This window comes from Novosphingobium nitrogenifigens DSM 19370 (genome assembly GCF_000192575.1).
Lineage (GTDB): Bacteria > Pseudomonadota > Alphaproteobacteria > Sphingomonadales > Sphingomonadaceae > Novosphingobium > Novosphingobium nitrogenifigens.
On record NZ_GL876926.1, the window covers coordinates 1,221,571 to 1,236,192 of the forward strand.

Sequence of the window (14,622 nt, forward strand, 5' to 3'; positions counted from 1 at the left end):
CGGTTGATCAGAACTTCCGCCCGATCTTGAGCCCGAAGTACTGCGGCTTGATCGGGTAGATGCGATAGTACTGACCCGAAGTCGAAGCCGCCGTAAACACGTTGTGCGAAAGCGATCCGCGCGTGTCGAAAGCGTTCTGGATGAACAGCTGGACCGAATAGTCACCGCTCTTGCCCCCAACCGAGAAATCGGCGGTGGTGAAGCCCTGGCTGTTCCCCAGCAACTGGTTGTCCGAAACGCTAAGCATGCTGGTCGAATCCGTCTGGGTATTGAGCGAACCCTGGACGAAGGCGTTGACCTTGCCGACGGCGAATTCGTAGCGCGCAGTCGCGGCCATCTTGAAGCGCGGTTGGATCGGCAGGCGCGTGCCCTTGGGCGCAGCAACGCTGCCGGTGCTGCAATCGGGGTTCCCCGCCGAATTGACCGAGCAGAAATCGGTGCTGAGCGCGGCATCGTTATAGGCACCCGACGCCGACAGGGTCAGACCCGCGATGGGATGCAACTGCAAGTCGAACTCGGCGCCATAGACCCGCGCGTCGCCCGCGTTGTAGATATTGGTGATCCCGCCGCTGCCTTCGACGACCAGCGCATACTGCAGGTTGTTCCACTTTTCGTAGTAGATCGCCCCGTTGAAGCGCAGCTTGTGGTCGAACCAGCTCGTCTTCCACCCCAGTTCGAAATTGTCGAGCGTATCGGCGCCATAAGCATTGACCCCGGCGCGACGATTGTTGCCGCCCGGACGATAGCCCGTCGAATAGGTGAAATAGACCATGTGATCGCGGTCGATCTGCCAGGTCAGGTTGAGCTTGTGGGTTTCCCCGCTCGCGGTCGTGCGCTTGTCGATGTTGGTGCAGGCTTCCGGATTGGCCAGCGGCAACGAACAGGACGAAGGCGCGTAGGACGAGAAACCGGAATAGCCGCGCAGCGAGTTGTCGGAAATGAACCCGCGGATCCCGCCCGTGAAAGTCAGGTTGTGGGTAATGTTGTAACTCGCTTCACCGAACACGGCATAGTCACGGAACGTGATGTGCGCGTTGGTCATGAAGATCGAGTCGCCATAGACCGCCTGCCCGTCGGCCCAGTTGCTCCAGGTGTTCTCGCCAACGCCGGGAACATAGAAGCTCTGGTACGAATGGTTGGTCTGATGCTGCATGAACAGGCCGCCGGTGAAGCGCAGGTTGCTGCTGCTCGGCGAGCTGATACGCAGTTCATGTGTCTGCTTGGTCAGGTTCTGGTTGGCCTGATACCGCTGCGTCGGATCGATGTTGTTCCCGTTCTTGTCGAGGAAGTAATTGTAGTCGGGCTTCACATCGTAAGCGACGGTATAATAGCTGTAATCGGCCGACGTGCGGATCTTGCGCCCCATGTAGCCACCCGAATAGACCAGATCCCAGTCGGCGATCTTGCCTTCGATGGTCAGAGCAGCCTGGAACCAGTCGTCGCGGTTGCGTTCGGGCGCATAGTCATGGACCTGCAGATCGCCTGCGCGCGGATCGTACAGGAACGAACCGTGCGAGGTCTGGTACTGGCCCATCAACTGCGGCGTGATTTTCCAGCCGGTATCGGTTTCGATCAGCACCGAAATCCGTCCGCCGGCGGTGTCGACGTCGTTGAAGTTGTTCTTGGTGTAAGCGCCGTTGTTGACGGTCATCGGGCTGTTGACGACCGATCCATCCACCGTATGCGGACGCTGATAGGTGCGCTCACCATACGTATTGTCGATGTAGCCACCGTCGTGCTCGTACCAGCCCACCGCGCGGATCGCGACGTTGCGGGCGAGCGGGATGTTGACGAAACCTTCGATGGTTCCGCCAACGTCGCCCTTGCCGTATTTCGACACGGTGCCGTCGATGCTGCCGTACGTCTTGCCCAGTTCAGGCTTGTTGGTGATCATGCGCAACGTGCCCGACAGCGAGCTGGCGCCGTAGAGCGTACCCTGCGGACCCGACAGCGCTTCGACGCGAGCCATGTCGTAGATATGCATGTCGAGCATCGAACCGATCGTGGTGACCGGGATTTCATCGACATAGACGCCGCTGGTCGGCAGCGCACCGAACGGAATGCCGTCGCCGCCCGAAGTGATGCCGCGGAAGAAGAGCTGGCTCTGCCCCGGACCGAACGACTGGAACGACACGCTCGGCAGCTGCTTGGCGTAGTCGTCGAAGCTCTGGATCTGGTGCTGTTCGATCGTCGCCGAGCCCAGCGCCTGAAGGCTGATGGGAACGTGCTGAATGCTTTCGGACCGCTTTTGTGCGGTCACGACGATTTCCCCGGCACCAGTGTCGGCAGCCGGCTTTGCCGCAGCTTCCTGTGCCGCAGCAGGATTGGCGGCGAGTGCGAGCAGCGACCCGCCACCCAAAAGGAGCGTCAGGCTCCGTGCGACCTTGTTGGTGACCCTCATCGTAGTCATCTCCGGTTATCGTTGGCGGGCGCGCCTAGTGCCAATGGGCGCCCACTGAAAGCCCCCACCCCCAATTTTTGTGCGAACGATGCAACCGCGCAACAGCATGACTGCATTCATCATTTCCATCAGGAGATGGACGAACACACCCAAATATGACTATACATATAGGTAACCTACGCAAGGTATTTCCCCCCCTTCACCGCCACCCTTTTTAGGCACTGCCCTTTTGCGCAGCAGACCCATCATGCAGGAGATTGCGCCATGATCACCCAGCTCTGCCTCGACCGTCCCCTCGATGCGGCAAGCCTTGCAGCCGTTGCCCAAGGCGCTCCGCTCACTCTGGGCAAGGCCGCGCGAGAGCGGATCGCAGACGGACGCGCTCTGGTCGAAGCAATCATTGCGCAGGGGATTCCCGCCTATGGCGTCAACACCGGCGTCGGCGCCCTGGTCGACCGGGCAGTCGAACCGGCCCTGCAACGACGCCTGTCCCGCCAATTGATCATGAGCCACGCCTGCGGGATCGGCGCTCCTCTTCCCGAAGCCGAAGTCCGCGCCATTATCGCAGCACAGGCAAACAACCATGCCCACGGCCGCTCGGGCGTGCGGATCGAGACAGTCAAAGCCCTGCTCGCGCTGCTTGCCCATCGCATCGTACCCGAAGTCCCTGCCGGTGGCTCGGCAGGCTATCTCTCGCACATGGCGCACATCGGGCTGGTCCTGATCGGCGAGGGCCATGCCCACATGGGCGGCGAGCGCGTGAGCGGAGCCGAAGCCTTGCGCCGGGCTGGGCTCGAACCTCTGGTTCTCGAAGCCAAGGAAGGGTTGAGCCTCCTTAACGGAGCGCCTTGCGCAACCGGACTCGGCGCCCTTGCCCTCGCACGCGCGGATCGCGCCATCACCTCGGCCGACGGCGTTGCCGCGCTCAGCATCGAAGCCCTCGGCTGGCGCGAGGATGCCTTTGCGCAGGACGTTCTGGCCTTGCGCAAGTCGCCCGGAATTGCGGCGACCGGAGCGGCCCTGCGCGCATGGCTCGCGGGCAGTTCGCGCCTTGGCGCGGGCGTGCGGTTGCAGGATGCGCTGAGCCTGCGCGCCGTACCGCAAGTGCACGGGGCCGTGCGCGACGCGCTGGCCCATGTCCGCACCATGGTCGACGTCGAACTCGCCTCGGTGACGGACAATCCGGTCGTGCTCGGCACCCCCGATGCGCCGCGTGCTGCCTCCGAAGCCCATGCCGTTGCGGCCGGACTGGCCCTTGCGCTCGACGCGCTGACGACGGCAACCGCCCACCTCGGCATGATGTCGGAACGACGCCTCGACCGGCTCGTCAATCCGATGGTGAGTGGCCTTCCCGCCTTTCTCGCAGCCGAAGCAGGCGTGTCGAGCGGCTACATGATCGCGCAATATGCTGCGGCGGCTCTCGTTGCGGAAAACCGGCGTCTCGCCGCCCCGGCCAGCCTCGACGGAGGGATCACCTCGGCGTTGCAGGAGGACTATCTCTCGCACCAGACCGCCGCCGCACTCAAGGCGCTGGGCGTCGTCGGCCACGTCGAACAGATCCTGGGGATCGAGCTTGCCGCCGCGACCGAGGCGCATGACATCGCCATTCCGGCCCACGAACGCGCGCCCGCCACGGCACGCCTTCACGCGCACGTCCGCGCGACAATCGCGCCCTATGCCGACGATCGGCCGATGAGCGATCTGATGGCCGACGCAGCCGCGCTGGTCCGCGCGGGCATTACGGGCGTTTAAGCGGAAGGCCCGGTTTAAGCGGAAAGAAAAGCGCGGAAGGCGGGGGACGCGTCGGGGCCGAACATCTGCGCGGGCGGTCCCATCGACTCAATCCGTCCCTCGCGGACATGGACCACGCGGGTCGAGACATCACGGGCAAAGGCCATCTCGTGCGTAACGACCAGCATGGTGCGTCCTTCGGCGGCGAGCGAGCGCATGAGATCGAGCACTTCGCGCACACGTTCGGGATCGAGTGCCGAAGTCGGCTCGTCGAACAGCATCAGTTCGGGATCGGTCGCCAGTGCGCGCGCGATCGCCACCCGTTGTTGCTGCCCCCCCGACAACTGGCGCGGCCAATGCTGCGCGAATCCGCCCATACCGACGCGTTCGAGCAAGGCGTGCGCACGCTCGACCGCTTCCTCGCGGGCCATGCCATGAACGTGAACGGGCGCGGCTATGACATTGTCGATGACGCGCATATGGGACCAGAGATTGAACCCCTGAAACACCATGGCCGTCCGCGCCCGCATGGAGCCGAGCGCGCGGGCGTCGGACACCCGCAACGCCCCATGGCGATCACGGACCAGCGGCGCGGGCGTTCCGGCAATCGAGATTTCCCCCACATCGGGCATTTCGAGCAGGTTGAGACAACGCAGGAACGTGCTTTTGCCCGACCCGCTGCCGCCCAGGATGGAAATGACTTCGCCCTTGGCCGCGTCGAGGTCGATGCCCTTGAGCACCTTGCGCCCGCCGAAGCTCTTTTCGATGCCGGTTGCGCGCAGCACGGGAATTGCGTCTGTCATCGGGAAGCGCCCTCCCCGGCGCCATCGGAAACCGTGGGATCGAGCCGCCGTTCGGCCCAGCGCAAGAGAGCGGTCAAAGCCCCGGTAAGGCCCAGATAGACCCCAGCGGCAAGGCAGAACACATCGAGCGTGCGATAGGAATGGGCGATCACCTGCTGTGCCACACCGGTCACGTCGAGCACGGTGATGGTGCTGGCAAGCGAAGTCGATTTGACCATCATCACCAGTTCATTGCCATAGGCGGGCAAGGCCAGGCGCAGCATTTGCGGCAGGACAATCAGGCGCAGGCGCGTAACGCGGCCCATACCGCAGGCCAGGGCCGCCTCGATCTGTCCCGCCGGGATCGCCGCTAGGGCCCCGCGCAGGACTTCGGCGATATAGGCCGAACAGCAACAGGTCATGGCAAGCCCGGCACAAAACAGCGGATCGCGAAACGCGGGCCAGAACGGTCCCTGACGTACCGGGCCGAGCGCCGCCAGCCCGTAATAGACCATGAAGATCTGCAACAGCAGCGGCGTTCCGCGAAAGAGGAAAATCCACCCCCGGGCAATCCCGCGCACCGGCGCAAGACCGGCCGTCAGCGCCGCGACAAGTCCCCCGCCCAGAAGGCTCGCGCCGATTGCACTCGCGACGAAAAGCCCGAGCGTCACCGGAACCGCCCGCACAATGGCAAGTGCGGTGTCCGCGAGAAAGGTCACGTCCGCGTTCATCGCCGCCCCGCCCATTGGCTGCCCCGCGCCTCGATCCGGCGAAAGACCGCCGAACTCAGGCTGGTCAGCGCGAGATAGAGAACCATCGCGGCAGCAAAGAACAGGAACGGCCGCCGCGTCGACCCGGCCGCGACAAGGCTGACCCGCATGAGTTCGGCAAGGCCGGTGATGGCGACCAGCGCGGAATCCTTGAGATTGAACTGCCAGACGTTGCCCAAGGGCGGCAGGACATGGTGCAGCACTTGCGGCAGGACGATCCGGCGAAAACGCAGCCACGGCCCCATCCCCGCCGCCAGAGCCGCCTCGACCTGCCCCTTTGGCACTGCCAGCAACCCGCCGCGAAAGACTTCGGCCTGATAAGCGGCCGACACGAGCCCGATCGCCAGACTCCCCGTCAGGAACGCGGGCGGCGACCCCGGTGCAGGCAATCCGAACAGCCCGGCCACCGCCGCCATAAGCCCCGGCGCACCGAAATAGAGCAGCAGCACGACCAGCAATTCGGGTACGCCGCGCATGATCACACCATAAGCCGTCGCCAGGCGCGCAAGCCATCCGCGGCGCGATCCCCGCGCCCAGGCGAGCAGCGCGCCGAGCACGCTACCGATCGTCATCGACGCCAGCGAGAGCGCGAGTGTGAGCACCGCCCCGAGAACGAGCACACGCCCCCAGCCATCGGTGCCGAAGCCGAGCAGCGCGAATGCGGGCAAGTCCTGCTCGCTCATCGGGCGCCCTTTCGCTCCGCCGCCGCCTGCGCGGGCGACGCATCCATGCGAAACCACTTGAGACCCAACCGCCGGACCGTGCCGTCGGCAATCGTGGCGGCAATGGCGCCATCGAATGCCGAACGCAGGGCCGTGTCGCCGGGACGGAACGCCAGTGCTTCGCCCCCGCCCATGGCTCCGCCGATGACGCGCGGCCCGGCCATCGTCAAAGCCGCCCCATCCCGCGTCGCCAGCAAGGGGCGCATATAAGCCTCATCCTCGAGCGTGGCGTCGATCCGTCCGTTGAGGAGATCGAGGTCGCGCTCTCCCATGGTGTGGTAATAGCGGATGCTCGCCCCGCTCCCCAGCGTCTGGTTGAGGAAATTGTCGAAGGCGCCCGATATCTCGACGCCGATCACCTTGCCCGCAAGGCTGCCCTTGAGCCGTCCGGTCATCGCCGTCAGCGCGGGGCCCGGACGGTCGAAATCCATCATCGCGCCCTTGTCGGCCATTCCCGCCAGGCGATGATCGCGCAAGGTTACGAAAACCCCGGTGGTCATGGCATAAGGCCGAGTAAAGCCGAGCACTTGCGAACGCTCGGGCGTCACTTGCACCGAATCCGCGATGAGATCGATCTTGCCGGTCTGCAAGGCGCCGACCATGCCGTCCCAGTCCATCGCCACCATGCGACACCGGCGGTGCAATCGGGCGCACAAAATCCGCACATAGTCCGGCTCGAACCCGGCGAGTTGCCCATCGGGTCGGGTATAGTTCCACGGCGGGTAAAGCCCTTCGGTACCGACGACGAGAACCCGGTCCGCCCCCTTCCCCTCTTCGTCCCGACACCCGCCGAGAACGGCCGTCGCCAGCGCAGCAACGCAGGCCAGCCCCGCACGGATCCCGAACGCCGTCATTGCCCGATCAGGAGGCATCGCCCCGACAGTGCAACCGATCCTGCATTCACCAGCAAGGTATCATGCGCGTCGAGCCGAATGACTTGTCCGGCCAAGTCGACTTCGACCGGATCGCAGGCGAAGACCGCGACGACACTATCGGCAAAGCCGCCTTCCTGCCGCCACATGCGGCAAGGCGGCGCGCCCAGGGGAACCATGAGGTTGAGCGCCAGTGCGGGACCACCGATCGGCCGCGCATCGACGGGGACTTCACCGGCAAAGGCCAGCGGCGGCGCCAGCGCGTCGAGCACAGCCGGGAACGGCGGCTGCGGACCGGTCAGATCGACGCGGCCCGCGACCAGTGCGAACTGACGCGCGACGCCGGGAATGCGCGAAAAGGGCCCGGCTTCGGAAATTGTTGCAAGGCTAAGGCGCAGCGTATCGGGCCGGTCGACAATGACCCGGGTCAGCCCGCCGCCGTTGACCCACGGCTGGGGCCGCAAAAACGCCGCCCGCACGATGGCACAGGCGCCCGCCTGCCCATGATCGTCGATGCCGGTCCTTGCTTCCACACGCCTCGTCCCGTTGCGCCTTCTGGTTACACGGGACTGCCACGGCGGCAGGAATATGTATAGACATTTTTAGGGTGAATTCTTAAAAGGGCGGCGCCTTTTGAAGAGAGAACTACGCCCCGTCCTGCCCCTTGCGGGGAGAGGGTCGATCGAGCGCCAGATCCATGTTGGCAAAGCGGATCGGGGTGCGAACGCCGGGCACGGGCGTACCGTCGTCCGCAGCAAGATCAAGTTGCATTCCGCGCGAAACGATCTGCGGATCGGAAAAGGCGTCGGCCACCGTGTTGATCGGCCCGGCCGGAACTCCTGCCGCAGCCAGTGCCGCCAGCAGATCATCGCGCGCCCATTGCGACGTGGCCGCCCGCACTGCATCCTCCAGCACATCGCGATGGGCCAGCCGCGCAGCATTGCCGACAAAACGGGGATCGCCGAGCAATTGCGGGCATCCCGCGATCTCGCAGAACTTGCCGAATTGCCCGTCGTTGCCGACCGCCAGGATGAACCACCCGTCGCGCGTCGGATAGACGGCATAAGGCGCGATATTGGGATGGGCATTGCCCATGCGCTTGGGACTGATCCCCGAGACGAGATAATTGAGCGCCTGATTTCCAAGCACGCCGACCATGGTGTCGAACAGGGCCATGTCGATATGATCGCCCTGCCCCGTCCGTTCGCGCGCGGCAAGAGCGGCCTGAATGGCGATCACCGCGTAAAGGCCGGTCATGATGTCGGCAAAGGCGACACCGATCTTTTGCGGGGCGCCATCCGGCTCCCCGGTCAGGTCCATGATCCCCGACATGCCCTGGACGATGAAGTCATAGCCCGCACGCGGGGCATAAGGACCATCCTGTCCAAAGCCCGTGATCGAGCAATAGACCAGACGCGGATTGAGTGCGTTGAGGCTCTTGTAATCGAGCCCGTACTTGACCAGCCCGCCAAGCTTGAAATTCTCGATCACCACATCCGCGTCGGCAACCAGCTCGCGAACGAATGCCTGCCCCTCGGTCGTGGTAAAATCGGCCGTGACCGACCGCTTCCCGCGATTGGCGGCATGGAAATAGGCCGCATCGCGCGTACCGTCGGCATATTCGATGAACGGAGGGCCCCAGCTGCGGGTGTCGTCACCCGCCGGACTTTCCACCTTGATGACGTCGGCGCCGAGATCGGCAAGGATCTGCCCGGCCCAGGGACCGGCCAGAATCCGCGCCAGTTCGACGACTTTCAGCCCGGCGAGCGGTTTGACCCGCTCGCCCTCGCCATCCTTGCCCAAAGCCTCGGTGCCGGGGCCGCTCACGCTCAGAACGCCGCGATGCCGGTGATCGCGCGGCCGAGGATCAGCGCGTGAACGTCATGCGTGCCTTCATAGGTATTGACGGTTTCGAGATTGGCGAGGTGGCGCATGACCTGATATTCCTCGGAAATGCCGTTGCCGCCGTGCATGTCGCGCGCCATCCGCGCGATGTCGAGCGCCTTGCCGACATTGTTGCGCTTCACGATCGAGACCATTTCCGGCGCGAAGCGACCTTCGTCCATCAGGCGCCCGACCCGCAGCGAAGCCTGAAGGCCAAGCGTGATCTCGGTCATCATGTCCGCGAGCTTCTTTTGATAAAGCTGCGTCGCGGCAAGCGGACGGCCGAACTGCTTGCGATCAAGGCCATACTGACGCGCGGCGTGAAGGCAGAATTCCGCCGCCCCCAGAGCGCCCCACGAAATGCCGTAGCGCGCACGGTTGAGACAGCCGAACGGCCCCTTCAACCCTTCGACGCCGGGCAGCAGCGCGTCTTCGCCCACTTCGACCGCGTCCATCTGGATCATGCCGGTGATCGACGAGCGCAACGACAGCTTGCCCCCGATCTTGGGCGCGACGAGCCCGGCCATGCCCTTTTCGAGGATAAAGCCGCGAATGGCGCCGCCATGGGCATCGGACTTTGCCCAGACGATGAAGACGTCCGCGATCGGCGCGTTGGAAATCCACGTCTTGGCACCCGAGAGGCGATAGCCGGTCGCGGTCTTTTCAGCGCGCGTACGCATGCCCGCCGGGTCGGAACCCGCGTCGGGTTCGGTCAGGCCGAAACAGCCGATCAGTTCGCCACGGGCAAGACCGGGCAGATACTTCTGCTTCTGCTCTTCCGAACCATAGGCATAGATCGGGTACATCACGAGCGAGGACTGCACCGACATCATCGAGCGATAGCCCGAGTCCACCCGTTCGATTTCGCGCGCGATCAGGCCATAGGAAACATAGGAAGCGCCAACGCCGCCATAGACTTCGGGAACCGTCGGGCCAAGCAGGCCGAGTTCACCCATTTCGCGGAAGATTTCCGGGTCCGTCTGTTCCTGCGACCAGGCTTCGATCACGCGCGGTTGCAGACGGTCCGCGGCATAGCTCTTTGCTGCATCGCGGATCATGCGTTCTTCCTCGGTCAACTCGCTGTCGAGGAAAAAGGGGTCGCTCCAATCGAACTTGGTCATGCCGGCCATGGCGGGAAACCTCTCCTTGGGTGCCCCCGGCGCCACGCCGTCGGGCAGATCAGGACGCCGGAATTACGCCTGTTCAAAATTATGAGCAAGTGTTTTATATGCGCTCAGGCGACAGCATGCTAGGGCTGCCGCGGCAAGGCAGGAGGCACGCATGACCGATACATCCGGGGACGTTTTCGACGTCGGCCAACGCCTTCTGGAATTGCGGCGCCGCGCCGGTCTTTCGCAACGCGCGCTGGCGGCGCGCGCCGATGTTCCCCATGCCCAGATCTCGCAGATCGAATCCAACCGGATCAGCCCCTCGATCGCGTCCCTGCGCCGCATCCTGGGCGGGCTCGGCCTGTCGATGGCCGAATTTTTCGAGCCGGAACGCAAGGAAGCCGATCAGGTCTTTTTCCGCACCGACGAACTCGTCGATCTGACTTCGGAACTGGGACGCAGCGATTCGCAGGGCGAACCGATGATCATCATGCGCCAGATCGGCAACGCCCTCGCCCACGGGCTGCAGATCATGCACGAACGCTATCTGCCCGGCGCGGATACCGGAGAAACCCTGCTCGAACATCCCGCGCACGAAGGGGGCTTTGTCGTTGCGGGCAAAGTCGAGATTACCGTGGGGACGCAGCGCCGCGTACTCGGTCCGGGCGAAGCCTATCTCTTCGACAGCCGCCTGCCCCATCGGTTCCGCAATGCGGGCGACGAACCGGCCGAAGTCATTTCGGCCTGCACCCCGCCCTATCTTTGATCCCGCAACCCTTGATGGCGCACGCGGTTGACGCCCGCCGGGCGGGGCGGAAAAAGATCGCCCGCATGAACACGCCCGTCCCCAGCCTCACTCCCGAATACCTGACCAGCCGGGACTGGTACGACATGCTCGCCCGGGTGCAGGAGGCTGCATCCCCGGTCGTGGCCGCGCGCATTCTCTTTGGCGCGATCGAAAACCACCTGCGCATCGAAAGCACCCTGATGGTCCATGTCCCGCGCGACGAAGGGCCAAGGCTGGTTCAGCACCGCACCGACATTCGCCGCCGCACGATCAGCATCACCGAATACCTGCGCTTCAATTACGTCATCGACCCGTTCTATCTCGCACTCGAACGCTGCCGCATGCGCGGGATGCTCGCGCTGAGCGAAGTGATCGAGGAAAACTTCGACCAGAGCGAGTATTACCGCACCTATTATGAAGCGGCGGGGCTCATCGACGAGATCTGTTTTTGCAGCGGCGACCGGCAATCGGGCCATGTCCTGCTGTCCCTGAGCCGCGTCGCCGGACAGCGCCCGTTCTCATCTGCCGAACTGGCAGCCGCCCGCGCCATCGCGCCACTGGTCGTCACTCTGCTTGCTGCCGCGTGGCAGGATATGGGACAGGAAGCCCCGCCCGCGCCGACCGACGGACGCACGCCCGGCGAATTTCACCGCGCGCTCGAAAACGCGCGGACCAATTTCGGCCGATCGCTGCTGACCCCGCGCGAATTCGATGTGTTGCAACACATCCTCCTCGGCCATTCGGTCAAACTGATTGCGCAGAAACTCGACATCGCGGTCGAGACGGTCAAGGTTCACCGCAAGCATATCTATACCAAGCTCGGCATCGGGTCGCAGGCCGAAGTGTTCTCGCTGTTCATCGCAGCCGTCGGCGCGACCGACCTTGCCGTCGGGCGCGACCCGCTGAAAGACTATCTCCGCCCCCGGCATTGATCGCAGGACAACGGGGTTAACCCGCCCAAGGTATTGCGGGACACCCCATCACCGCGACAGTTTCATCCGGACGCGCATTCCCTTTCGCCCGCGCCGACCGGAGCCATGCCATGACCACCGATTTTCCCTCCACTGCCGAAGTCGTCATCATCGGCGGCGGCGTCGCGGGATGCTCGATCGCCTATCACCTGACGAAAATCGGCATCACCGATGTCGTCCTGTGCGAACGCAAGCAGTTGACCTGCGGCACGACATGGCATGCGGCGGGGCTCGTCACCCAACTGCGCGCCAATCGCCGCATGACCGAACTGGCATTCTATACCGGGCAACTGTTCGGGCGACTGGAAGAGGAAACCGGGCTTGCCACCGGGTTCAAGCAGAACGGATCGCTGCGCGTCGCCAAGACCGAGGCCCGGTACGAGGAACTGGCGCGCGGGGCATCGATGGGGCGCAATTTCGGCCTTCCGGTCGAACCGGTCACGCCCGGCGAAATTCAGGAACGCTGGGGCCCGATCAGCACGGATGGCCTCGTCGGCGGTTTCTGGTTCCCGCATGACGGGCAAGTCAATCCGATCGACGTGACCATGGCCTATGCCAAGGGCGCGCGCATGGGCGGCACCCGCATTCTGGAACAGACCGCCGTTACCCAGATCCTGGTCGAAGGCGGCAAGGCAGTCGGGATCATGACCGACAAGGGGCCAATCCGCGCGAAGAAAGTCGTCATCACCGGCGGCATGTGGTCGCGCGATCTGGCCGCGACCATCGGCGTTCACTTGCCGCTCCACGCCGCCGAGCATTTCTATATCGTTACCGAACCGATTGCCGAACTGCCCCGCAATCTGCCCGTGCTGTTCGTGTCGGACGAATATGCCTATTACAAGGAAGACGCCGGAAAGCTGCTGCTCGGCTGTTTCGAACCCAATGCGAAGCCGTGGGGCATGAACGGGATCAACCCCGATTTCTGCTTCGACACGCTGCCCGAGGATTTCGATCATTTCGAACCGATCCTCGCCCGCGCAGTCGATCGCGTGCCGCTGCTGGCGAAGGCTGGCATCCAGCTGTTCTTCAACGGTCCGGAAAGCTTCACCCCCGACAACCGCTATCTTCTGGGTGAAACGCCCGAGGTAAAGAACCTGTTTTCAGCCTGTGGGTTCAATTCGATCGGCATCCTGTCGTCAGGCGGGGTCGGCAAAGTCATGGCCGACTGGATCCGCGACGGTCAGGCACCGGTCGAATTGACCGATGTCGACGTGCGCCGGACGGCGGTGTTCCAGACCAATCGCAAATACCTCTATGACCGCACGACCGAAAGCCTCGGTGCGCTGCTCGACATGCACTGGCCCGGCCGCCAGTTCGAAACCGCGCGCGATGTGCGCCGCAGCCCGTTCCACGACCGCCTTCTTGCACAAGGAGCGTGGATGACCGAAGCTGTCGGTTTCGAACGCCCCGGTTTCTTCGGCGAACCCGGCAGCCGCCCCGACGTCGAATATTCCTATGGACGGCCCAGCTGGTTCGAGGCGACTGCCGCCGAATGCCGCCGCACGGCAAGCGACGTGGTGCTCTTCGACTATAGCTGCTTCGTCAAATACCATGTCGAAGGGCGCGACGCGCTGGCAGTCCTCAACCGCCTGTCCGCCAACGAGATCGACGTGCCCGTGGGCAAGCTCGTCTATACCCAATGGCTCAATCCGCGCGGCGGGATCGAGGCGGACGTCACCATTACCCGCCTGTCCGAAACCTCGTTCATGGTCGTCACCATTGCGTCCTCGCAACGGCGCGACATGGCCTGGCTCAAGCGGCACATTCCCGATGACGCGCATGTCTTTGCCGTCGATGTGACCTCGGGCCTCCCCGCGCTTGCCGTCATGGGACCAAAATCGCGCGACTTGCTCGCGGCGGTCAGCCCGGCCGATTTTTCCAACGAAGCCTTCCCCTTCGGGACCAGCCGCGAAATCGACCTCGGCTATGCGCGGGTACGGGCCAACCGGGTCACGTTCGTCGGCGAACTGGGCTGGGAACTCTTCATTCCCGCCGAATTCGCCACGCACGTCTTCGACACGCTGGTCGCGGCGGGCGAAGCCTTCAACCTCGGCCATGCAGGCTATTTCGCGCTCAATTCGCTGCGCATGGAAAAAGGATATCGCCACTGGAGCCATGACATCGGCGAGGAAGACACCCCACTCGAAGGCGGCCTCGGCTTTGCCGTCGCTTTCGACAAGCCCGGCGGCTTTATCGGCCGCGAAGCCCTGCTCCGCCAGAAGGAAGCGGGAAAACCGCGCCGCCGCCTTGTCCAGTTGCGCCTGAAAGACCCGCTCGCCCCGTTCGTCTATCACAACGAACCGATCTGGTCGGGCGACCGCATCATCGGTTCGGTCACCTCGGGCGCCTACGGCCACCGCATCGGTGCTTCGCTCGGCATGGGCTATATCGAACACCCCGAAGGCGTCGATCAGGCCTTTCTCGACGCCCAGTCCCTCGAAGTCGAAATCGCCTGGAAACGCTACCCCGTCGAAGCCAGCCTCAAGCCCTGGTACGACCCCAAAAACCTGCGCGTAAAAGCTTAACCCAGCCAAGGCCCCGCCCGGACAACTGCGCCGGGCGGGCAGCGAATTTGCCAACCACGGCGGTCGTT

Annotated in this window: 12 protein-coding genes; 4 read left to right on the forward strand and 8 right to left on the reverse strand. The window is 64.0% G+C overall.

The features are described 5' to 3' along the window. Positions 1-7: 7 nt before the first annotated feature. Positions 8-2,410: a TonB-dependent receptor gene (locus tag Y88_RS05715; RefSeq protein ID WP_018075731.1), complete on the reverse strand. Its 2,403-nt coding sequence runs from the start codon at positions 2,408-2,410 to the stop codon at positions 8-10. A 255-nt stretch (positions 2,411-2,665) separates the two neighbouring features. On the opposite strand from Y88_RS05715, the gene Y88_RS05720 reads away from it, so the two are divergent. Further along, positions 2,666-4,153, forward strand: a complete 1,488-nt coding sequence (locus Y88_RS05720) for an HAL/PAL/TAL family ammonia-lyase (RefSeq protein ID WP_008067107.1) — start codon at positions 2,666-2,668, stop codon at positions 4,151-4,153. A gap of 14 nt (positions 4,154-4,167) precedes the next feature. On the opposite strand, the gene Y88_RS05725 is transcribed toward Y88_RS05720, so the two are convergent. The 7 genes from Y88_RS05725 to Y88_RS05755 all read right to left on the reverse strand — a co-directional run bounded on the left by Y88_RS05725 (position 4,168) and on the right by Y88_RS05755 (position 10,292). After that, positions 4,168-4,935 (reverse strand): ATP-binding cassette domain-containing protein, encoded by a 768-nt coding sequence (locus Y88_RS05725; RefSeq protein ID WP_018075732.1) that lies wholly within the window; start codon positions 4,933-4,935, stop codon positions 4,168-4,170. Beyond that, positions 4,932-5,633, reverse strand: a complete 702-nt coding sequence (locus Y88_RS05730; protein ID WP_232280929.1) for an ABC transporter permease — start codon at positions 5,631-5,633, stop codon at positions 4,932-4,934. Before Y88_RS05730 ends, Y88_RS05725 begins: the two co-directional genes overlap by 4 nt. Positions 5,634-5,641: 8 nt before the next feature. Further along, complete coding sequence (locus Y88_RS05735; protein WP_008067111.1) at positions 5,642-6,367, reverse strand: ABC transporter permease; 726 nt, start codon at positions 6,365-6,367, stop codon at positions 5,642-5,644. Next, positions 6,364-7,260, reverse strand: a complete 897-nt coding sequence (locus Y88_RS05740) for a transporter substrate-binding domain-containing protein (RefSeq protein WP_008067113.1) — start codon at positions 7,258-7,260, stop codon at positions 6,364-6,366. Before Y88_RS05740 ends, Y88_RS05735 begins: the two co-directional genes overlap by 4 nt. Beyond that, entirely contained in the window at positions 7,257-7,811 is a 555-nt protein-coding gene (locus Y88_RS05745; RefSeq protein ID WP_008067115.1) for a HutD/Ves family protein, read from the reverse strand. Before Y88_RS05745 ends, Y88_RS05740 begins: the two co-directional genes overlap by 4 nt. A gap of 112 nt (positions 7,812-7,923) precedes the next feature. After that, complete coding sequence (locus tag Y88_RS05750) at positions 7,924-9,105, reverse strand: CaiB/BaiF CoA transferase family protein (protein ID WP_008067116.1); 1,182 nt, start codon at positions 9,103-9,105, stop codon at positions 7,924-7,926. Positions 9,106-9,107: 2 nt separating this feature from the next. Continuing rightward, entirely contained in the window at positions 9,108-10,292 is a 1,185-nt protein-coding gene (locus Y88_RS05755; RefSeq protein ID WP_008067118.1) for an acyl-CoA dehydrogenase, read from the reverse strand. A 151-nt stretch (positions 10,293-10,443) separates the two neighbouring features. Here Y88_RS05755 and Y88_RS05760 point away from each other — a divergent pair, with 151 nt between their 5' ends. From Y88_RS05760 to Y88_RS05770, 3 genes are all read left to right on the forward strand, one after another. Beyond that, a complete protein-coding gene (locus tag Y88_RS05760; protein ID WP_008067120.1) occupies positions 10,444-11,037 on the forward strand; it encodes a cupin domain-containing protein in 594 nt (197 codons plus the stop codon). 65 nt (positions 11,038-11,102) lie between these two features. Beyond that, on the forward strand, positions 11,103-11,990 hold the full coding sequence (locus Y88_RS05765; protein WP_157132587.1) for a response regulator transcription factor: 888 nt from the start codon (positions 11,103-11,105) through the stop codon (positions 11,988-11,990). A gap of 110 nt (positions 11,991-12,100) precedes the next feature. Beyond that, positions 12,101-14,554, forward strand: a complete 2,454-nt coding sequence (locus tag Y88_RS05770) for a GcvT family protein (RefSeq protein ID WP_008067123.1) — start codon at positions 12,101-12,103, stop codon at positions 14,552-14,554. The last annotated feature ends 68 nt before the right edge of the window (positions 14,555-14,622 follow it).